General features: G+C 61.8%; 15 protein-coding genes. 6 read left to right on the forward strand and 9 right to left on the reverse strand.

The window, feature by feature from the left end; all coding sequences use genetic code 11:
• The first annotated feature begins 102 nt into the window (after nucleotides 1-102).
• The 3 genes from ACIP02_RS16605 to ACIP02_RS16615 all read left to right on the forward strand — a co-directional run bounded on the left by ACIP02_RS16605 (nucleotide 103) and on the right by ACIP02_RS16615 (nucleotide 3,327).
• Nucleotides 103-1,257, forward strand: coding sequence for a hypothetical protein (locus tag ACIP02_RS16605; protein WP_400618002.1), 1,155 nt, complete (start codon nucleotides 103-105; stop codon nucleotides 1,255-1,257).
• Between the two features lie 73 nt (nucleotides 1,258-1,330).
• Nucleotides 1,331-2,449, forward strand: a complete 1,119-nt coding sequence (locus ACIP02_RS16610) for a glycosyltransferase 61 family protein (protein WP_400618004.1) — start codon at nucleotides 1,331-1,333, stop codon at nucleotides 2,447-2,449.
• A 44-nt stretch (nucleotides 2,450-2,493) separates the two neighbouring features.
• Complete coding sequence (locus ACIP02_RS16615) at nucleotides 2,494-3,327, forward strand: AraC family transcriptional regulator (RefSeq protein WP_400618006.1); 834 nt, start codon at nucleotides 2,494-2,496, stop codon at nucleotides 3,325-3,327.
• Here ACIP02_RS16615 and ACIP02_RS16620 read toward each other — a convergent pair.
• Complete coding sequence (locus tag ACIP02_RS16620; RefSeq protein ID WP_400618007.1) at nucleotides 3,272-3,853, reverse strand: LysE family translocator; 582 nt, start codon at nucleotides 3,851-3,853, stop codon at nucleotides 3,272-3,274. The two genes, ACIP02_RS16615 and ACIP02_RS16620, sit on opposite strands and share 56 nt — an antisense overlap.
• A gap of 567 nt (nucleotides 3,854-4,420) precedes the next feature.
• On the opposite strand from ACIP02_RS16620, the gene ACIP02_RS16625 reads away from it, so the two are divergent.
• A complete protein-coding gene (locus ACIP02_RS16625) occupies nucleotides 4,421-5,992 on the forward strand; it encodes a TerC family protein (RefSeq protein ID WP_400618009.1) in 1,572 nt (523 codons plus the stop codon).
• Here the strand turns inward: ACIP02_RS16625 and rarD are convergent.
• On the reverse strand, nucleotides 5,955-6,842 hold the full coding sequence (gene rarD, locus ACIP02_RS16630; RefSeq protein ID WP_400618011.1) for an EamA family transporter RarD: 888 nt from the start codon (nucleotides 6,840-6,842) through the stop codon (nucleotides 5,955-5,957). The two genes, ACIP02_RS16625 and rarD, sit on opposite strands and share 38 nt — an antisense overlap.
• Nucleotides 6,843-6,875: 33 nt before the next feature.
• Entirely contained in the window at nucleotides 6,876-8,462 is a 1,587-nt protein-coding gene (locus ACIP02_RS16635) for an EAL domain-containing protein (protein ID WP_400618013.1), read from the reverse strand.
• A gap of 298 nt (nucleotides 8,463-8,760) precedes the next feature.
• Here ACIP02_RS16635 and hppD point away from each other — a divergent pair, with 298 nt between their 5' ends.
• Nucleotides 8,761-9,837, forward strand: coding sequence for a 4-hydroxyphenylpyruvate dioxygenase (hppD, locus tag ACIP02_RS16640; protein ID WP_400618015.1), 1,077 nt, complete (start codon nucleotides 8,761-8,763; stop codon nucleotides 9,835-9,837).
• A gap of 22 nt (nucleotides 9,838-9,859) precedes the next feature.
• Here hppD and ACIP02_RS16645 read toward each other — a convergent pair whose 3' ends face one another.
• The gene (locus ACIP02_RS16645) at nucleotides 9,860-10,666 is read right to left on the reverse strand and encodes a CSS-motif domain-containing protein (protein ID WP_400618017.1); all 807 of its coding nucleotides are present in this window, start codon (nucleotides 10,664-10,666) and stop codon (nucleotides 9,860-9,862) included.
• 132 nt (nucleotides 10,667-10,798) lie between these two features.
• Complete coding sequence (locus ACIP02_RS16650) at nucleotides 10,799-11,485, reverse strand: type 1 glutamine amidotransferase domain-containing protein (RefSeq protein WP_400618018.1); 687 nt, start codon at nucleotides 11,483-11,485, stop codon at nucleotides 10,799-10,801.
• A 193-nt stretch (nucleotides 11,486-11,678) separates the two neighbouring features.
• On the opposite strand from ACIP02_RS16650, the gene ACIP02_RS16655 reads away from it, so the two are divergent.
• The gene (locus tag ACIP02_RS16655) at nucleotides 11,679-13,745 is read left to right on the forward strand and encodes an ATP-binding protein (RefSeq protein WP_400618020.1); all 2,067 of its coding nucleotides are present in this window, start codon (nucleotides 11,679-11,681) and stop codon (nucleotides 13,743-13,745) included.
• Between the two features lie 6 nt (nucleotides 13,746-13,751).
• Here the strand turns inward: ACIP02_RS16655 and ACIP02_RS16660 are convergent, their stop codons facing one another.
• The 4 genes from ACIP02_RS16660 to ACIP02_RS16675 form a co-directional block, all read right to left on the reverse strand.
• Complete coding sequence (locus tag ACIP02_RS16660) at nucleotides 13,752-15,368, reverse strand: response regulator (RefSeq protein ID WP_400618022.1); 1,617 nt, start codon at nucleotides 15,366-15,368, stop codon at nucleotides 13,752-13,754.
• Nucleotides 15,369-15,446: 78 nt separating this feature from the next.
• On the reverse strand, nucleotides 15,447-16,502 hold the full coding sequence (locus ACIP02_RS16665) for a tetratricopeptide repeat protein (RefSeq protein WP_400618024.1): 1,056 nt from the start codon (nucleotides 16,500-16,502) through the stop codon (nucleotides 15,447-15,449).
• Between the two features lie 540 nt (nucleotides 16,503-17,042).
• Nucleotides 17,043-18,458: an efflux transporter outer membrane subunit gene (locus ACIP02_RS16670; RefSeq protein WP_400618026.1), complete on the reverse strand. Its 1,416-nt coding sequence runs from the start codon at nucleotides 18,456-18,458 to the stop codon at nucleotides 17,043-17,045.
• On the reverse strand, nucleotides 18,455-21,634 hold the full coding sequence (locus tag ACIP02_RS16675; RefSeq protein ID WP_400618028.1) for an efflux RND transporter permease subunit: 3,180 nt from the start codon (nucleotides 21,632-21,634) through the stop codon (nucleotides 18,455-18,457). The genes ACIP02_RS16670 and ACIP02_RS16675 overlap by 4 nt, the downstream gene beginning before the upstream one ends.
• Nucleotides 21,635-21,641: the final 7 nt, after the last annotated feature.

Raw genomic sequence — 21,641 nt, forward strand, 5'->3', positions numbered from 1 at the left:
GTGCGGTTCATCTATATATATCAAGGCGTTAAGTGTTTTCCTCTGATTTGTTCTCTTTTCTGATAGGCCCTAGGGTAACTTCATAAGGACGTCGAAGAAGAAATGAAAGCGACCCTGACAGCCGTGGCGCGAAAATTCATCTCGCCCTCCCAGCGTTACGAAATCAGACTGCTGGGCAGCCAGCTGCGTGAAGTGATGGCTCGTGCCTGCTTGTGGCGCTGGGAGGTTGCGAGGTTCCGGCCGCAGCAGGAGAGCCCTTACGAAATTCTCTACATCGGCCGCAAGCAGCAGCGGGAGATGGCCAAGCTGCTGATCGCTGGCAAAGGGCAAGGCAGTGCCTTGATCGTTGATAGCGCCAGCGCAACCACAGCAGCCAACCACGTGGTGCTGGTCAGCGAAGTGCCTACTTCCGGCGCTTTGTCGGTACCGCACTACCTGAGCGCGGTGGTGCCACTGGGGCGTGCGCTGGAAGACATCACCGCGCGCTACGACAGCGAACTGCGGCGCAGTATCCGCAAGCACCGCCCGCTGTACCAGATGCGCCAGGCGCTTTCGGATGACGAGATCGCCATGGCCGACCGTGACCTGTTGCGCCCGTATGCCACTGCCAGGCAAGGCATCCATGCTGCGCAGTTCCCCACGGATGAGGTATTTCGCATCGCCAAAAGCGTTGGCCGGCTCGACTTGATCACCTTGGGTGATGAGGTCATCGGTTGCCACCTTGGCTGCGAAGTGGTGCGTGGCGGCAAGCGCTATTGGAGTACCTTGCGTTTCGGTTATTGCGAAGCGGTATTTTCTGACGCCAAACGCTTGCGCGAGGTGAATTCGATAACCACGTTCATGGCCCTCGAATGGGCACTGGAACAGGGTTTCGACTATTACGACATTGGCCTGTGCCTGGCGCGTCCCGATGACGGCCTGCTGAAGTGGAAGCGCCGTCGCGGGGGAGATATCGACTCGCTGGGCAACCATGCTTATCTGTTTGTCCGTTTGCCCAAGACGGGTACGGCGAAATTTCTCTGGGATACGCCGATGTTTGCGGTGGAAGGCGACAAACTGACCTTGCACCTTGGCTTGCCAGAAGGGCCTAGCGATGAGGAAGTTGCCAGCCGTTACCACGAAATGGTGTTCGGCGGCCTGCACAAGATTTACCTCTATGGCGGTAACGGTGCAGGCGAATCGTTCGTCGAAGCGTTGCGCAGCCGTTACGCCAACCTGCAGTCACCGCCCGCCATGGAGCGGGTCATGTGCAGCTAAGGGGTTGCAGGGAACGCATTGATCAGGCGCCTTGCGCCAGGCTTTGGACCTCGTCATCAAGGGGGAACGCTTCATGGGAAGCGATGTCTCGCAGTTCAGTGCTTCGACTGCCGGTAAACAGCACAACTGGACGTTGGCCGCTTACCGCTACATAGCGCGCAAGCGGTTGGGCAAGCACCAGGCTATCGACCTCAAGAGCATTGCCAGCAAAAGCTGGGACATCGCCCCTGGCGAAGCTGCGGTGACACCGCCGGCCATTTACCTGCCTGGCCAGCTGGAGCGGGTGACAGGGTGGGAAGGCAAGCGCTTCTACCCCTACGTGCACCCGGCACGCACCATGGAGGGCGGTACCAACGCGCTGCACGGGCCAACCCGCGGATACCTGGTCAAGGACGTATGGCTGGTCGATGGGGCGTTGTACAAGGGCAACGCCAGCCACTGGCTTTCGCAGAAGCCGAACAGGTTCCCGACCGTCATCGTTGACAACGAAATCGATCGCGGCGCCATCTACTGCACGCAGAACGGCAATAGCTGGTTCGGCACCTGGCTGATGGAAGATTGCCCGACCTATGCGCTGGCCTGTAACGAGGGTATCCCGGTGACCACCGCGCCTTCTGCCAGATACCCGCTGTTTACCCAAGGGCCGGCCTATGAAGACTGGCTGGACATGAAGCCGTTGCGCCTGCGCAGTGCCTTTTTCCGGGAACTGGTACTGTTCGATGACATGAGTAATAACCGCAGCCGGCACGCCCGCTATCGGGCCATGGGTGACAAGCTGCTGTCGCATGTGCCGCATGCGCCGCACCCGGGGGTGTTTCTGCTGCGCGGTGGTGACGGCGAACTGCGCATGCTGCGCAACGAACTGGAACTGGCCGAGCACCTGCGCGTGACCCGGGGTTTTCGCGTCGTCAACCCGCTGAAGTCTGATGTGCCGAGCATTATTGCGGCCTGCGCCGGGGCCAAGGTGGTCATCGGGGTGGAGGGCAGCCAGCTGGTGCATGGGGTGAATGTGCTGCAGGCTGGCGGTTGCGTGGTGGCGTTGCAGCCGCCGAACCGCTTTGTCAGCTACTACAAGTACCTGACGGACCGTGACCATCAGCATTTCGCCTTTGTGGTAGGTATTCCGGAAGGCGACGGTTTCAGGGTCGATATCGATGAAGTTGAACGCACGTTGGACCTGATCCCGCGTTGAATGTGTAATATCCACGCATCAAGCTGCAGCGGGTGAGGCGAGGGATGATCGAGGTATCACGGTTCTGGCGCGACCCTGCGTTGCCATTCGTCGAAGCCCGCCGCGTAGGGGACGGGCGCCAGGTGTGCTATGCAGCGCACGCTCACGAGAGCTTTTCCATCGGGGTGATCACGGGCGGGCGCAGCACTTACCTTAATGGCGAGCAGCGCATTGAGGTGACGGCGGGCACCGCCGTATTGATGAACCCTGGCGTCGTGCATACCTGCAACCCCATTGCCGGGGAGCCGTGGTCTTACCTGATGCTGTTTGTCGACATGCCGTGGCTGCAGGCGCAGGGGTTCGCCTTGCCGGCGCAGACCATAAGCACATCGGCTGTGCTGTACCAGCGGCTGTTGCAGGGTTTTGCCGACCTGTTCGATAGCCGCGTGCCGGATCGCGAGGCTCGGCTGGCGGCCTTGTTCAGCGAGTTGCCGGCTTTACTGGAGGGCGATGGCGAGGTGAGCGGGGAAGGCAACCCACGGCTTGAGGCGGCGGCGGCTTTCATACGTGCTCATCGCAGCGATCCGCTGTGCCTCGAAGACATTGTCGCAGCCTGCGGCCTGTCGCGTTCGTACCTGATACGTGCGTTTCGCCAACGCTTTGGCCTGACACCGCATGGCTATCTGCTTGACCAACGCGTGCAAATGGCGCGGGCGCAGTTGCGTCGGGGGCGGGCCATTGCCGACGTGGCGCAGGAAGCAGGGTTTGCCGACCAGGCACACCTGCAGCGGGTGTTCAAGCAGCACCTGGCGGCAACACCGGGGCATTATCGCGATGCAGGCTTCAAAGGACCAGGTAAACCGCGCTACCGACCAGCAGCACTGCCAACCCTCGATTGAGCAGGCGCATGTGCCGTGGGTTGCCCAGGTACTGGCGGATCACGCTGCCTGCCCACGCCCAGCATGCCACCGAAATGAAACAGATGGGCCCATAGATCCAGGTGAACAGCCACAGTAAGTGCTGTTCACCGCCGGTATAGGCGCCGACCCCGGCTACTGCCGCCAACCAGGCCTTGGGGTTGAGCCATTGCATAGCGGCACCGTGCCAGGCCGAGGGCGCCTGAGTTGAATGTGCCTTGCCCAGGTTGCCGTCGTCACTGGCCAGCTTCCACGCCATATACAGCAAAAATGCCACACCGCCCCAGTGCAACAGCAGGCCCAGTAATGGCCAGCGCACAAGCAATTGATGCAGGCCCAGCCCGACCAGCACCAGCAGCAGGCAGAAACCCAGCGTGGCACCGGCCACATGCCCCAGGCTGGCGCGCAGGCCATGGCGTGCGCCGCTGCCCAGTGCGACGATATTGACCGGGCCGGGGGAGATCGAGGCCGCCAGCGCGAAGGCGGCCATGGACAAGGACAGGCTCATGAGCGGGATCCGTTTGGTTTGGGAGTGCTACATCCTCGGCTTACCGCTTCATGGTGTATTGAATAAAAGTACCCGTTCAGGTGCTTGCCTTTAGGTTTTGGGTGCCTGTGAGATCGAGCGCCGCCCGCGCGGCGCTTCGCGGGGCAAGCCCGCTCCCACAGTCTGTTTCGGGCCAATTGTTCCTGTGCCTTTGGCGCGCGCACCCTTGGTGCATGGCTGGAGATTCATTAAGAGCAGTGGCGCAGCCGATAACGAATGGAACAAACAAGGCGGCCAGCGGTGAACTCACAGGAGTGATTGGCCCGAAACAGATGTGGGAGCGGCCTTGTGCCGCGAAGCGCCGCGCGGGCGGCGCTCGATCTCCCAGGCGATGCTTAACGCACGGCGAACCCGTTACAGGTTTTGTAATAGTTTTGCGCTATCTGAGAAACCTGCTGTGCTTGTAGCATCATTCTCCCAATTTGTTATCAAGGTCTATATGAGCACCTTCGCGGAGCCCCCCCATTCTCGGCCTTCCTGGCCAACCTTTTCCCGTCCTTGTGACCCCTCCCTCGTGAGTACCCGCTAATGGAATGGCTAGCCGATCCCACGGCCTGGCTAGGCCTGTTGACGCTTATTGTCCTCGAGCTGGTGCTGGGTATCGACAACCTGGTGTTCATCGCCATCCTGGCCGACAAGCTGCCGCCGCACCAGCGCGACCGCGCGCGGGTGATTGGCCTGAGCCTGGCGCTGATCATGCGATTGGGTCTTTTGGCCAGTATTTCGTGGATGGTCACCCTCACCGCCCCCCTGTTCGAGGTGTTCGACAAGAGCTTCTCCGGCCGTGACCTGATCATGCTGTTCGGTGGTGTGTTCCTGCTGTTCAAGGCCACCATGGAGCTGCATGAGCGCCTTGAAGGCCATGTGACGCAGGCCAGTGGTACGTTGCGTCATGCCGCGTTCTGGCCGATCGTCGCGCAAATTGTCGTGCTGGATGCGGTGTTCTCACTGGACGCCGTGATCACGGCGGTGGGCATGGTTGAACACCTGTCGGTGATGATGATCGCGGTGATTTTCTCGATCGGCATCATGATCGTCGCCAGCAAGCCGCTGACCCGCTTCGTCAATGCCCACCCCACAGTCATCATGCTGTGCCTGGGTTTCCTGATGATGATCGGTTTCAGCTTGACCGCAGAGGGCCTGGGCTTCCACATCCCGAAAGGCTACCTGTACGCGGCCATCGGCTTCTCGATCCTGATCGAGCTGTTCAACCAGCTGGCGCGTGCCCGCCGCAAGCGCAGCCTTCAGCAGCACAAGCCGCTGCGTGAGCGTACCGCCCACGCCGTGCTTCGCCTGTTGGGTGGCCGCCGGGTCGAGGCTGACGAGGTAGGTGAAGAAATCGCCGACCTGGTCGAAGGGGGCGAGGAGCAGGTGCTGTTTGACCGCCGTGAGCGGGTGATGATCAGTGGCGTGCTGAACCTGGCCGAGCGGCCGATCCGCACGGTGATGACCGCCCGTACCGAGGTCGATGTAATCGACCTGGCGCAGCCGGCCGAAGCCATTACCCAGGCCCTGGCCAACTCGCCATACTCGCGTCTGCCGTTGATTCGTGGCGGCCGTATCGAGGAGCCTTTAGGCTTTGTGCACAAGAAGGAGCTGCTCAAGGAACTGCTGTCGGGCAGCCAGCCTGACCTGGAAGGCATGGCCCGGGTGCCGTTGAACCTGCTGGAGAGCTTCAGCATCCTTAACGCCCTGGAGCAGATGCGCGGCCAATCGACCCACATCGCTTTTGTGGTCAACGAGTTTGGTGATTTCACCGGCTTGCTGACCATGACCGATATCCTTGAGTCGATTGCCGGTGAGCTGCCGGATGCCAGTGAGGTAGAAGGCCCTGGCATCGTTCAGGAGGGGGAGGGCTTTGTGGTCAGTGGTGCCGTGAACCTGAGCCAGGTGCAGGCGCGTACCGGCTTCAGTGCCCGGGCCACCGAGGATTACCAGACCCTTGCGGGCCTGGTGATGAGCTTGCTCGACCGCCTGCCGATGGTTGGCGATCAGTTGGCCTGGAATGGCTGGACGCTGACCGTGGAGGCCGTTGAAGAACGGCGGGTCCGCCAGGTGCGCCTTACACCGAGCGGCGACGCTGACGCAGCAGGTGCTTGAAGCCCTCAAGCACCAGCACCAGCACCGCGGCCCAGATCGGCAGGTAAGTCAGCCACTGATCCGGGCCGATGGTTTCGCCCAGCAGCAACGCCACGCCTACCAGCAGCACGGGCTCGACGTAGCTGAGCAGGCCGAACAGGCTGAAGGGCAGCAAACGGCTGGCTAGCACATAGGCGATCAGGGCTGAGGCACTGATCGCCCCCAGGACCGGAATCAGTGCATACAGCCCTGGGTGTGCTTGCAGGTCGGCGCCGGACAGCGGCCCCTGGATAACGAAATACAGCGCCCATGGCAGCAGCAGGCACATGTCGCACCACAGGCCACCCAGGTGGTCGGTGCGGCAGCGTCGGCGCAGCACGAAGTAGATCGGGTAGCCGATCATCACCACCAAGGTTTCCCAGGCAAAGCTGCCATGCTGATACAGCTCGTGGCCGACGCCCAGCGCCGCGCACGTCACGGCAACCTTCTGCAGGCGCGACAGGCGCTCGCCGTAAACCAGTCGCCCGGTCAGGACCATAGCCAGCGGTAGCAGGAAGTAGCCCATCGACACTTCCAGGCTGCGCCCGTGCAGGGGCGCCCAAAGAAACAGCCACAGCTGCACGCCCATCAGCCATGAAGTGCCGACCATGCCGAGCAGCAGAACCGGCGTGCGTCTTACCCGACCCAGCAGTTCGCCTACCCGTTTCCAGTCTTTGGATACCAGCATGAACAAGGTCAGGCAGGGCAGCGTCAGCAGGGTGCGCCACCCGAAGATTTCTTCGCCATCGAGTGGCTTGAGCAGCGACGTATAGAAGTACATCACGGCGAACAGACAGGACGCCATGACCGATGAAACAATGCCTTTTGACACGAATGCCTCGAATACGGAAGTTGAGCGGGTGGATCAGCCGCGCATGATCTCAGGGGGCGCGCCTTGCGGCAACCGCGACGCACCTGGCTGCGTGGCCAGCATTGAGAGGAACTGGGCCGCGGGCATGGGCCGGGCGAACAGGTAGCCTTGCTGGTAATCCACACTGTGGCGGGCAAGGTAGTCACGCTGGGCTTCGGTTTCCACGCCTTCGGCAACGATACCCAGGCCAAGCTTGGCCGACAGTTCGATGATGGTCTCCAGAATATGCACCGATAACGCATCGGCACCGATCATGGCCACGAAGCTTTGGTCGATCTTCAGGTAGTCGACCTTGAACTGGCGCAGGTAATTGAGGCTCGATTGGCCCGTGCCGAAGTCGTCAAGCGCGATCTTCACACCCATGGCATCGAGTTTTTCGAACAGATCCAGGGTCACCGGTGTGGGCTCGATCAGCTTGCGCTCGGTCAGTTCCAGGGTCAGCAACACCCGGCCTGGCGGGAAGTGCTGCAGGAACGTGCGGCAGTCATCCAGCAGGCGCAAGTCGCTGCAATGGTCGGCGGTAATGTTGATGCCAATGTGAAAGCCATCTTCCAGCAGCCCGGCATAAGGGGCCAGGCTTTGCGCGGTGTGCATCATCAAGGCGCGGGTCATGGCGACGATCTGCCCGCTGTGTTCAGCATAGGGAATGAACAGGTCGGGGCGCACCAGGCCTTCCTGCGGGTGGTTCCAGCGCATCAGCACTTCGGCGCCGGCCCAGCGATAATCGCCCTTGCGTACCACCGGCTGGAAGTAAGGCAGGAACTCGTCGGCCTCCAGCGCCCGGCGCAGTTCGGCGCGCGGCGAGTTGGCCCGGCGAAGCTGCCAGCGGCATGCCAATGCGGCCACCGCGCCCAGGACCAGTAGCAACGCGAGCAAGGCCGGGTAATGGCTGCGCCACAGCGCGCCCTGATGGTCGACGGCATAGCCGCCTTGCACGCTGAACGGGTAGCGCGTCGAGCCCAGCAGCACATTGGCACTGGCAGCAGCAGGGGGGACGCCCTTGTGGACGATGCCGTCCTTGCCCATCCAGGCGCTGCCCACACGAATGTGCAGGTCCACATCAGGGCCGATCAGGCGCAGCGCGGTCAGCAGGTGATCGCCATCCACCGTACTGATCGCGCCGTGATTGCCAGCGCTGGCGCGGTACACCAGCAGCGGGTGACCGGGAGTGACTGAGTTGCCGTCCATCAGCCATAGCTTGCCGTCGACGTAGTCAGCCGAGTTGACCGGTTCGTCAAAGTCACCGAATAACGATGTGCAATAAAGGCTGTTATCCCGGAACAGGTTGGTCGAGCGCACGAACGCGTTGCGGGTAACCTCGGCACGCAGCCTGAGTTGAACCTCGTCGCAAGGGCTGCCGGCAAGTGGCAGCAAGGCATTGGCTGCACTGGCCAGGCTGTCTAGCATGTGCTCGACATGTGCTACCACCTGGCGAGTGGTGGCTTGGCTGCTGGCTTGCATCTCGCGCTCGATCTGCCAGTTCATCACGCCCAGGCCGCATAGCACCGGCAGCACGCCAACCACCCAGGGTAGCAGGGTACGCCAGCTGAGCGCGGCGCGGCGTTTGGCGGAAAGGGGCATGTTGACCTGACTGAGTGGAGGGATAACGAGAGGATAGCCGTTTGTCGGCACGTATGAGCAACTAAAACGCGACAAACCATTTTACGCAATGTAGAATCGGTTTACGAATACAACAATAAGGTTCTTCAGTTCCGAAGAATCAAACCCGCCGAGAATGGGTCCATATGACATATCATGGGTTCAAGCTGATTATGGGTGGCTTCCTCGCCCGCAGCGTGCGAGGCATCCCGTGCTCCCCGCCGTTTCTGTTCGACATCCCACGCAATCAATAATTTACGCTGCAGATGAGGACACGAACATGGCTGATATCTTCGACAATCCAATGGGCCTGATGGGCTTCGAGTTCATCGAACTGGCTTCGCCTATCCCAGGCGTCCTGGAACCGGTATTCCAGATACTGGGCTTCACCAAAGTGGCTACCCACCGTTCCAAGGATGTTCACCTGTATCGCCAGGGCGGCATCAACCTGATCCTGAACAACGAACCCAAGAGCATCGCCTCGTACTTTGCCGCCGAACACGGCCCGTCGGTATGCGGCATGGCGTTCCGCGTGCGCAATGCCCATGAGGCGTATGCCCGTGCGCTGGAGCTGGGTGCCCAGCCGGTAGAAATCGAAACTGGCCCTATGGAGCTGCGCCTGCCAGCGATCAAGGGTATCGGCGGTGCACCGCTGTACCTGATCGACCGTTTCGAGGAAGGCAGCTCGATCTACGACATCGACTTCAACTTCATCGAAGGTGTGGACCGCAACCCGGTGGGTGCCGGCCTGAAGATCATCGACCACCTGACCCACAACGTGTACCGCGGGCGTATGGCCTACTGGGCCGGTTTCTACGAGAAGCTGTTCAACTTCCGTGAAATTCGCTACTTCGACATCAAGGGTGAGTACACCGGCCTGACTTCCAAGGCGATGACCGCACCGGATGGCATGATCCGCATCCCGCTGAACGAAGAGTCGTCCAAAGGTGCCGGGCAGATCGAAGAGTTCCTGATGCAGTTCAACGGCGAAGGCATTCAGCACGTCGCGTTTCTGACCGACGACCTGCTCAAGACCTGGGATGCGCTGAAGGGCTTCGGCATGCGTTTCATGACCGCTCCGCCGCAAACCTACTACGAAATGCTTGAAGAACGCCTGCCTGGCCATGGCGAGCCGGTTGACCAGCTGCAAGCACGCGGCATTCTCCTTGATGGCGCCTCGCAGCCTGGAGACAAGCGCCTGTTGCTGCAGATTTTCTCGGAAACCCTGCTTGGCCCGGTGTTCTTCGAGTTCATCCAGCGCAAGGGTGATGATGGTTTTGGTGAAGGCAACTTCAAGGCACTGTTCGAATCCATCGAGCGTGACCAGGTCCGTCGTGGTGTGCTAAGCACCGACTGATACGCCTTGGGCGCCGCGGCCGTCAAGCACGGCTGGCGGCGCTTTCGCGTCTGCTGCCACGCTGCCTGAGCAGCCCCAGATAAACAATCGCGCCGGTCATGATGCCAACCAGTATCAGCGACGGCAGGATCGTCAGAATTGATTGTTGGATTTCCTGTGCAGTAAAGCCGTGCGGATAACCGCCCTTGACCCGATACCCATATTTGGACGACTGCGCACTTGCAGAAAATTCGACTTTCGAGGGGCGCTGCGCATCTCGGCTGTCACCTTTGCTCCAGATATAGCGGTCGTCAAACTCCAACAGGAGTATGAAGCCGTCTTGAAAGCCGTCCAGTTCGTTGCGAAGCTGCATGGCGTAGGCGGTTACGATCACGCCTTTGTCCTTGTCGAACAAGTGGAAGTTGACCAACAACTTTTGACGTTTGTCCGGTGTTCCATATGAGATCTCCACCTGTCGCCCGGACTGGGCAAATGAGGCCAAGTGCGTAAGCGGCTCCGACGTGGTGCTGCAGTAGGCCTGATTACCTTTCAGCAGGGTAAGCGACCTGACCATGGAGCGGTTGGCAACCTGATCCAGCAATGCACTGCGGGCATCATTGCAGGGTTTGCCCGCATAAGGCATGGCACGAGTGGCTGTCTCGTGCATCCTGTCCAGTGCCTGGTCAACGCTGAAAACCGCTTCTTGAACTGAAATGCTCGCATTCTCCGCGAGTTTCGCTTCCAGCTGATAAACCATTACCAGCAATCCGGAAACCACGGGCACCAGGCCCACCGCAATGAGCATCAGCGTATCCAGCATGCTGCGCCTGGCGTGCATGATGTTCGACATAGGCCATCGTTCTCCGCTCCAAGACTGTTCGTAGTGAACAGCTGAACCCTGAGCCTATGTATTAATTGGCCGGTCTGCTGTAGGCCAGGTGCAGTCAGCGCGATAGGAAATAGAGAAACCGGATGTAGGTTCTTAATGGCCTTTGAGCTTTTCCAGCACTTTATCGGCCAGCAATGCCGTGGAGGCGGGGTTCTGTCCGGTAATCAGCCTATCATCTGCAACCACGTACGGTTGCCAGGGGTCATCGTGCTTGCTGTAGTTACCGCCACGGGCACCGAGTTCGTTTTCAGTGAGAAAGGGCACTACGTTGTCCAGTTCGGCCAGTTTTTCCTCGGTGTTGGAAAAACCCGTCACTTGGCGATCCTTCAACAGCAGGCTGTTGTCGCTGAGCTTGATGTTCAGCAGGCCGACCACGCCATGGCACACGGCCGCAACAACGCCCTGGTTTTCATAGATTTTGCGGGCCAGCTCCTGAAGCGGCTGATTGTCGGCAAAGTCATACATTACCCCGTGCCCACCGGTGTAGTAGATGACCTCATACTGGTCTGCTTTTACCTGGCCAGGGCTCAGGGTGTTGCCCAGGTGCGTCATGAAACCCTTGTTGTCATACCATTGCCAGTCCAGGTCGGGTGCCATCTGCAGGCTGTGCGGGTCGATCGGCACGTAACCACCCAAGGGGCTGACATAATCGACGGCGTAGCCAGCTTGTTCGACCTTCTCGACAAAATGCACGGCTTCTCCCAGCCACAGGCCTGTGGCCCGCTTGAGGGTCGGGTACTTGGCTGTATTGGTCAGCACTACCAGCATTTTCTTGCTCATGACCATGCTCCCGTCGGTAACCTGATGGGCCGGTGCTCCTTGGCCCGATGGAAAACCTAATCAGCATAGCTCGCAGTTGCAAGTCCGCCATGGTGCGTGCCGCGTGCTGTGCTAACTTGAACAAAATCCACGGGTAGGCCTGCCGGGCCTGGCAGACCTGTCGTCAACCCTGAGCACTGCTGGAGTCACGATATTGGTCGCACATGGAACGCCGAGCGAGCCCACACCGCAGGTCAAGCTGAAACCGCCTGTAGCGTTAGCGCCCGACCTGATGGGCGAGCGGATCGCCGGGTTCGACTGGGGGCGTACATCGCTCGGACCATTACCGCGCTGGCCAGCTTCATTGCGCATTGCCGTCGACATGATGCACCTTTCACCGTTCCCGTGCGCAGTGGTGTGGGGCGCAGACCTCTGCCTGGTGCACAACGACGGTTACCGGGCACTGCGGGCAGTTACCCCGGATGCGCTGGGCAAATCGTTCGATGCGCTGTGGGCAGATGTGTGGTCGGCAGTCGGGAGCTGGGTATTCGAGGCGCTGGATGGGCATTCGAACTTTGTCGAGGACCCACCGCTGAAGATTGTGCGCGGTGAGAGCGCCGAGCCCTTGTGGTGCGCGTTCGGTTATGCGCCGCTGCGCGATGAGGCGGGCAATGTAGCGGGGTTTCTGCACACTGTTATCGAGACCACGGCCAGCGTTGATGCTTACCGCCATTGGCGCGAGCAGGCGCACGATTTCGAGCATCAGATCAAGCGCCATGTGGCCGAGCGTGAACAGTTGTGGCAGCTTTCGCGCGAAGCGATGATGGCGGTAACCCCCGAGTTGAGGCTGCAATCTGCCAACCCTGCCTGGTACCGCATTCTGGGCTGGGAAGAAGCGCAGGTGCTGGGTATGCCTGTACTGGAACTGGTGCATCCTGCCGATCGCACCGAAGTGCAGGTGGCAGTGTCCGGGCTGCTGCAGTACAGCAACGCCGAGCAGGTGGAGACGCGGCTGCGCCACCACGACGGCCATTACCGCTGGTTTCGCTGGGGAGGGCGATTCGACGGTAGCCTGTTGACTGCGGTCGGTCGGGATATCACCGACGACCGCGAAGAAGCCGCGCGCCAATCCGAAGCGCTGATGCGCAACAACGAGCGCATGGAGTTGGTTGGCCAGTTGGCGGGTGGTATGGGGCATGAAATGAACAACTTGCTGTCCGGCATCGGCGGCAGCCTCGAATTGCTGCAGCGGCGGCTGCAGGAAGGACGCCTGGAGCGGGTAGAGGCCTATGTGGATGTCGCGCGTGACTCGGTGCAGCGGGCCATGGAACTGACCCATCGTTTGCTGGCGTTCTCCCGTCATCAACCATTGGCTCCCAAGCCGCTGGTCTTCAATCGGCAATTACGCTTGAGCGAACCCTTGCTGTTGCGGGCATTGGGCGCAGAAATGTGTTTGCACTGGCAGCTGGATGTTACGCCGTGGGCGGTCAACCTTGACGTCGTGCAACTTGAGAATGCACTGATCAACCTGTGTACCAATGCCCGTGAGGCGTGCCTGGAGCGTGGCAATATCACCGTTCGCAGCGTCAATGAACGGCTGGCAACCTGTTTTCCGAATGAGGATGGCTTGCCGCCAGGCGACTACGTGGCGCTGCATGTCGAGGACGATGGCCATGGCATGGCAGCGGTGGATATTGCCAAGGCCTTTGAACCGTTCTTCACCACCAAGCCCATCGGGCGTGGGTCCGGGCTTGGTTTGTCGATGGTGTACGGGTTTGTCGGCCAGTCAGGTGGGTATACCTGGATCGAGTCGACCCCAGGGCAAGGTACCAAGGTTTGCATGCTTTTCCCGCGGTGCCACGAGCCGGTTGCGGAAGAACCCAAGCCTGCACCCCGTTCGCAGCGCATGGCCCAAGGGGAGCGTGTGCTGCTGGTTGATGACGAGCTTAACTTGCGGGCCGTCATGCGCGAGTACCTGACCGAGCGCGGTTTCGACGTTACCGAGATGGGCGATGCGAATTCCGCACTGGCAAGTTTTCGTCATGATGGCCCGTTCGACCTGGTGATTACCGACATCGGCTTGCCAGGCGGCTTCAGTGGCCGGCAAGTGGCCAAGGCCATGCGCATGCAGCTTGCGCAGCAGAAGATCCTGTTTATCACGGGCTATGCCGACCAGCCTGTCGAAGCGCAGTTGCTGGAGCAGCCGGGCACGGCATTGATGAACAAGCCGTTCCTGCTGGCTGACCTTGCTGACCAAGCGCTGCGCATGCTGGATGAATAGACGGCGTCAAGGCTTGCCGAGAATCTGCATCACCTGCGCCTGCAGTTGCTTGAGCTCGAACGGTTTGCACATCAGGTGCATGCCTGCACCCAGGAAGCCCTCGCGGGCCATGGCCGTTTCTGCATAGCCGGTGATGAACAGCACCGGCAGGTTCGGGTGCAGGTTTCGGGCTATTTCGGCCAGTTGCCTGCCGTTCATGCCGGGCAAGCCGACGTCGCTCACCAATAGGTCCACCGGCTGGTTTGAGCGCAGCACGTTCAGGCCTTCGTTGGCGTCGGCGGCGCCTTGGCAGGGAAAGCCGTCGTCGCGCAAGGCCTGGCACAGCAACTGCCGGACATGAGGGTCGTCCTCGACCACCAGCACATGGCGGGTCCGGGTTTGCTGCGCAGGCGCTGTCGGCAGGCGTGCCTGCTTGCTTTCACCCACATGGCGCGGCAGATACAGGTCTACCTGGGTACCTTGGCCGAGCTGGCTGTGCAGGGTCACGTGGCCGTGAGACTGTCGGCTGAACCCGTACACCATCGACAAGCCCAGGCCGATACCCTGGCCGATGGCCTTGGTGCTGAAGAAGGGCTCGAAGGCATGTTCCAGTGTGCTTGCAGCCATGCCCTGGCCTTCGTCGATGATACGCAGGTGCACATAGTCGCCCTTGTCCAGGGCGCCTTCAGCGAAATGCCCGCTGCCAATGTGCTGGTTATACGCTTCGATGCGCAGCAGGCCACCGCTGGGCATGGCTTCGCTGGCATTGACAAGCACGTTGTCGAGGGCTTCCTGCAGTTGCTGGTCATCTGCTTGCACGGGCCACAGGCCCTTGGCGATGTGCACGTGCAAGGTAATGCCTGGGTTCAGGCAGGCCTTCAGGCGCTTGGACTGAAGCAAGCCATGCAGGTCTATTCGCTGGCTGTGCAGTGACTGGCGGGAAGAGAAGGCCAGCAGGCGATGGGTCAGGCGGGCGGCGCGCGTGATGGCTTCGCGGCCCATGCGCAACACACCGTCCAGGCCATCATTGCGGCCTTGGCGCAGGCGCCGTTCGATCAGCTCGAAGCTGCCGCCTATACTGGTGAGCAGGTTGTTGAAGTCATGGGCGACGCCGCCGGCGAGTTGACCGATGGCCTCCATCTTGCGTGCCTGAAACCGGCTTTGCTCATCAGGCTGCTGCGCTTCGCCTGGCGACGCATGCCCAGGGTCGAGGCGTTGTTGCAGGTCTTCCAGCTGGTCGCGTGCCAGGTATTGCCTGCGGCGGTTGCGCAGAGCAGACCGGGTCATGTGCAGCAATTGAGCGTTTTCAAATGGCGCCATCAGCAAGACCAGGTTGCCCACCGGGTGGTTACTGACGCCGGCGGCCGACCAGGCGCCTTGGGTCATCAGCACGATTGGCAAATCCGACCAGCAGGGTTGTTGGTCGATAAATGCTTGCAGCAACGCACTGGGGCCTTGGCTGAAGACCTGTTCGGCGATGATCGCCATCCCTGCACCTTCTGCCAGACGCGCATGCAGGCTGGCCAGATCGACTGCGCACAGGCAATCGATGCCGGCGGAGGCGAGCAAGCGTGAAGTATCCGCCGCCAATAACGGCGGTGCCAGGATCAAGGCACGCTCATCCAGCGCCAACGAACTGGCCAAAAGAATTCTCCTGTGGGGTGGCCTGATACCCACTGGACCCCGGGCACTGGCCAGGGTTCAACAAAAGTCAGCAACTGCTTATAAGCCCTGTTGCAGCACGGGGTCGTCCGGGTTTTGCCGTTCCAGTTCGGCCAGCAGCACCTGCACGTTCTGCAATTGGCCGGACTCCTTCCAGTATTGAATCAGCAGAACCCGCGCCCGGCGATTGGCCGGCTGCCTGCTGAGCACGGTTTCCAGCTGTCTTTGCGCGGCGTCGAGCTGGTCCAGCTCATGCAGGGTGACTGCCAGGGTGTAGCGGTAGTCGGCGTTGTCCGGGTCCAGCTCCACGGCGCGGGACAAGGCCAGCAAGGCATATTCGCGTTGTTCGTGGCGGTTCAGCCAAAGCCCCAGTTCGTACTGCAGGAAGGCCGAGTCGGGGCTCAGTGCGAGGGCCTTGCCGAGTACCTGGCGCGAGGCATCGTGCTGGCCCTGGCGCTCCAGCAGGCGTACTTGGGTGGCCAGGGCGTCGAGGCTGTCGGGGTCAACCGCAAGCGCGCGTTGCAGGGCTGTGGCGGCCTGGGCGTAATCGCTCTCATGCAGGTACAGCCGCGCCAGGTGCACCTGGGCGTCGGCATCCTCGGGCTGTTGCTCCAGCGCCTGCTGGTAGTGTTCCAGGGCCGCCTGCAGCGGGCCGAAGTACAGGCCGATATCATCCGGCTCGAGGCCCAGCAGGGCATCGACGGCGGCAAAGCGCACGCTTTGTTCGTCGTCGTCCAGCAGCGGGCCGAGCACCAGGCTGCGCTGCGCCGCCGGCAGCAGGCGGCGGATACCGGCAATCGCGGCCCGACGCACCAGTGGGTCGGCATGCTCCAGGTCATGGCGGGCAAGTTTCAATGCCTGGGGCGAGGGGTAGTTGGGCAATTCGACATACAGCGCCGCACGGCGGATGGCCGGCAAGTCGGTGCGTTGCAACTGCTGGTACAGCACCCGCGCAGCACCAGGCTGGCCGTCGTGGGCCTGGCGCAAGGCCTTGGCGTAGCTGTGCACAGGCAAGGCCGGCTGGGCTGGCGGGGTATCGCGCCACAGGTAACCGAACAGGGCCGATACCAGGATCAACAGCAGCACGGCGATCAGGTAGCGGTGGCGTCTGGGCATCGGGCAGTCCGTGGCGGCGGGAAGGGCTGAGCTTGGGCCAGGTGGGGGGTAAATGCAACCGAGTGTCTGTCTCGACATTTTCAGCGTCTAGGAGATAGAGCGCCGCAGGTGTTCGCCACAACATTTTCAGCGCCTGTGAAATCGAGCGCCGCCCGCGCGGCGCTTCGCGGCACAAGGCCGCTCCCACATCTGTTTCGGGCCAGTTATTCCTGTGGCAGGTTGGCTGCGGCGCATGTCTGGAGACTGATCAAGAACAACTGCCTCCCCTTCGATATCGAAGAGAACAGGCAAGGCGGACAGAGGTGTCTTCACAGGAGGGACTGGCCTGAAACAGATGTGGGAGCGGCCTTGTGCCGCGAAGCGCCGCGCGGGCGGCGCTCGATCTCACAGGCGCAGAAGAATCTGTGGCATGCACCTTGGGGCCCTGAAGAGCTCATGAGGCATGCACCTGGCCACCATAAAAAAGCCCCGCAAACCAAGGCCTGCGGGGCAAACGGTTGGGGGAGGAGCCAACCAAAGGAGTCGTTGAAACGGGGTGTATCAGCGCGCGCTGGCCACAGTCTCCGGTTGCCAGCCGCCGCCCAGGGCCTTGTAGATCGAGACAATGCCGCGGTACAGCTCGACCTCGCCCTGGGCCTGCGCATCTTCAGCGCTTAGCCGCTCACGTTCGGCATCAAGCAGCACCAGGTAGTCCACCGTACCCTCGCGATAACGAATCGAAGCCAGTTCCGCCGCCTTGCGGCTGGCATCACTCTGGCGCATCAGCGACAACAGCCGCTGCTGGGTCTTGTCGTAATCGCTGAAGGCGTTGGCCGATTCTTCCAGGGCCAGCAGCACCTGTTGCTCGTAATTGGCCAGCGCCCCTTCGGCATCGGCCTTGGCCCCGCGCAGGCGGGCCCGCACGCTGCCCAGGTCGAAGGCTGCCCAGGTAATGCTTGGGCCCAGTGCCCAGGCGTTGGCCGCCGACGAGCCTATCTGCGAGCCGCGCGCGGCGGTAAAGCCGAGGAAGCCGCTGAGGCTGACGCGTGGGAACAGGTCGGCAGTTGCCACACCAACGTTGGCGGTGGCAGCCGCCAGCTGGCGTTCGGCGCTGCGGATGTCCGGGCGGCGGCGCAGCAGTTCGCCCGGGTCGCCTACCGGCAACGCCTTGGCGATGGCCGGCAGCGCCTTGGGCGACAGGTCTACGCTGAGTGCGTCCGGGCGCTGGCCGAGCAGGGTGGCGATGCGGTGCCGCGCTCGCGCTTGTTCGGCCTGCAGTTGCGGCACGGTGGCCTCAACCCCGGCCAGGCGGGCATCAGCACGCACCACGTCGAGGTCGTTGCCCACGCCAGCATCACGCAGGGTTTCAGTAATGGTGCGCGATTCCTGCTGGGTCTTCAGGTTGGCAAGGGCAATCTTCTCGCGCAACTGCGCGCCACGCAGCTGCCCGTAGGCATCGACCAGCTCGGCGATGAGGCTGACCTGCAACTGCTGCAGGTCGGCGGCAGCCACCGCCTCCTGGGCTTCGCTGGCTTCGATCTGGCGCTGGATGCGGCCGAACAGGTCAAGCTCCCAGGCCATGTCCAGGCCCAGGTCATAACGCTCGCTGTTGACCCGCTGCGTAGTCTGGCCGGGGATCTGGCCCTTGCCGATGTCGCTGCTGGCGCGGCTGGTGACCACCGGGAACTGATCGTTTTCGGCGTCTTCGCGGATCGAACGGGCCGATTTCAGGCGGGCGAAGGCCACGCGCAAGTCGCGGTTGCCGTCCAGCGACGCCTGCACCAGCTGGTTCAGCACCGGGTCGTCGAACTGCTTCCACCACAGGCTTTCGAAGCGGCTACGGTCGTAGGCCTTGGCCTGCATGTCGCTGCTCAGCTGCGCAGGTTCAGTGGCCGGGGCCTGGTAGTCCGGGCCAACCGCACAGGCCGCCAGGGCCAGTGCCAGCAGGCTTGGGGTCAGGGGTTTGAGCACGTTCATGCATGGTTCTCCAGCACTGGCGCGTGTTCGGCCTTGCGGGCCTGGCGACGCTCGACGAAACGGCGAATCAGGAAGAAGAACACCGGGGTCAGGAACAGGCCGAACACGGTCACGCCGATCATCCCCGAGAACACCGCCACACCCATGGCGTGACGCATTTCCGAACCTGCACCGGAGCTGAACACCAGTGGCACCACACCCATGATGAACGCGATCGAGGTCATCAGGATCGGCCGCAGACGCAGGCGGCAGGCTTCCAGTACCGCCGCCAGCGGGTCGAGGCCCTTGGCCTGTTCATCCTTGGCGAACTCGACGATCAGGATTGCGTTCTTGCACGCCAGGCCCACCAGTACGATCAGGCCGATCTGGGTGAAGATGTTGTTGTCGCCCCCCGACACGATCACACCGGTGATGGCCGACAGCAGGGTCATCGGCACGATCAGGATCACCGCCAGCGGCAGGCTCCAGCTTTCGTACTGGGCCGCCAGTACCAGGAAGGCCAGCAGCACGCACAGCGGGAACACGAACAGCGCGGTATTGCCCGAGAGGATCTGCTGGTAGGTCAGGTCGGTCCACTCGAAGGTCATGCCGTTGGGCAGTTCCTCTTTGAGCAGCTTCTCGATCGCCGCCTCGGCCTGGCCGGAGCTGTAGCCTGGGGCAGCGGCGCCGTTGATTTCGGCGGTGATAAAGCCGTTATAGTGCATCACGCGGTCTGGCCCGGAGGTGTCGCTGACCTTGAGGAAGGTCGCCAGCGGGATCATCTCGCCGAGGTTGTTGCGCACCTTCAGCTGGCCAATCTGCTCGGCATCGAGGCGGAACTGCTGTTCAGCCTGCACGTTGACCTGGTAGGTACGGCCAAAGCGGTTGAAGTCGTTGGTATACAGCGAGCCCAGGTAGACCTGCAGGGTGTCGAAGATGTCGTTGATCGCTACGCCGTGGGTCTTGGCCTTTTCCCGGTCGATGGCGGCATCGACCTGCGGCACGTTGACCTGGTAGCTGGTGAACAGGCCCGCCAGCTCCGGCACGTTGTGGCTCTTGGCGATGATGTTCTGGGTTTCCTTGTACAGCGCTTCGTAACCCAGGTTGCCACGGTCTTCGATCTGCAGGCGGAAGCCGCCGATGGTGCCCAGGCCTTGTACCGGCGGTGGCGGGAAGATCGCGATGTAGGCGTCCTGAATGTCGGCGAACTGGGCGTTCAGCGCGGCAGCAATGGCTGCAGCCGACTGGCTTGGGTCCTTGCGCTCGTCGAACGGTTTCAGCGGGGTGAACACGATGCCGCTGTTCGGGCTGTTGGTGAAGCCGTTGATCGACAGGCCAGGGAAGGCCACCGAGTCGGCCACGCCAGGTTGCTTGAGGGCGATTTCGCTCATGCGCTTGATGACCGCCTCGGTGCGGTCGAGGCTGGCGGCGTCAGGCAACTGGGCGAAGGCCACCAGGTACTGCTTGTCCTGGGCCGGGACGAAACCGGTCGGGGTGGACGAGAAGCCCAGGTAGGTCAGGCCCATCAGGCCGGCATACACGAACAGAGCGATACCGCTGGAGCGGATGACCCGGCGCACGCCGCCGACGTAGCTGTTGCTGGCGCGGTCGAAGAAACGGTTGAACGGCGCGAACAGCCAGCTGCCCAGCAGTTTTTCCAGAACCCGCGAGAAACGGTCCTTGGGTGCGTGGTGGTCCTTGAGCAGCACCGCAGCCAGGGCGGGCGACAGGGTCAGCGAGTTGAACGCCGAGATCACCGTGGAAATGGCGATGGTCAGGGCGAACTGCTTGTAGAACTGCCCGGTCAGGCCGGAAATGAACGCAGCAGGCACGAACACGGCGCACAGCACCAGCGCGGTGGCGATGATGGGCCCGGTCACTTCACTCATGGCTTTCTGCGTCGCTTCCATCGGTTTGAGGCCAAGCCCGATGTTACGTTCGACGTTCTCCACCACGACGATGGCGTCGTCCACCACGATACCGATGGCCAATACCAGGCCGAACAAGGACAGCGCGTTGAGCGAGAAGCCGAACAGGTGCATCACCGCAAAGGTACCGATCAGCGATACCGGCACGGCCATCAGCGGGATGATCGAGGCGCGCCAGGTCTGCAGGAACAGGATGACGACCAGCACCACCAGCACCAGGGCTTCGAACAGGGTATGTACCACCGCCTCAATGGAACCGCGGACGAACACGGTCGGGTCATAGACGATGCTGTAGTCCATGCCTTCGGGGAAGTCCTTCTTCAGCTCGGCCATTTTTGCCCGCACTTCGTCGGAGATTTCGATGGCGTTGGAGCCTGGGCGCTGGAAGATAGGAATGGCCACCGCTGGCTGGTTGTTCAGCAGCGAGCGCAAGGCGTACTGGCTGGAGCCGAGTTCGACCCGGGCGATGTCTTTCAGGCGAGTGATTTCGCCATCGGCACCGGCGCGGATGATGATGTTTTCGAACTCTTCCTCGTTGACCAGCCGGCCCTGGGTGTTGATCGACAGCTGGAAGCTGGTCGAGCCGGGGGCGGGCGGCGCGCCCAGCTGGCCGGCGGCGACCTGGCGGTTCTGCTCGCGGATCGCGGCCACCACGTCGCTGGCGGTCAGGTTGCGCGAAGCGGTCTTGTTGGGGTCCAGCCACACGCGCAGCGAGTAGTCGCCCATGCCGAACAGCTGCACGTCGCCGACGCCGCCCAGGCGTGCCAGCTCGTCCTTGATGTTGAGGATGGCGTAGTTGGACAGGTAGAGCATGTCGTAGCGGTTGTCCGGCGAGGTCAGGTGCACGACCATGGTCAGGTCGGGCGAGGCCTTATCGACGGTGATACCGATACGGGTCACTTCCTCGGGCAGCTTGGGCTGGGTACGGGTGACGCGGTTCTGCACCTGCACCTGGGCGTTGTCCAGGTCGGTACCCAACGCGAAGGTGATGGTCAGCGTCAGCTTGCCGTCAGCGGTAGACTGTGAGGACATGTACAGCATGTTCTCCACGCCGGTAATGGCCTGTTCCAGTGGCGCGGCAACGGTTTCGCCGATGACCTTGGGGTTGGCACCCGGGAAGTTGGCGCGCACCACCACGGTGGGCGGTACCACTTCGGGGTATTCGCTGATCGGCAGCTGGAACAGCGAGATCGACCCCGCAATCAGCAGCACCAGTGACAGCACCGCGGCGAAGATCGGCCGGGTAATGAAGAATTTCGAGAAGTTCATCGGTGTG

Source organism: Pseudomonas sp. NPDC089408 (genome assembly GCF_044749445.1).
In the GTDB taxonomy this organism is placed as follows: Bacteria; Pseudomonadota; Gammaproteobacteria; order Pseudomonadales; family Pseudomonadaceae; genus Aquipseudomonas.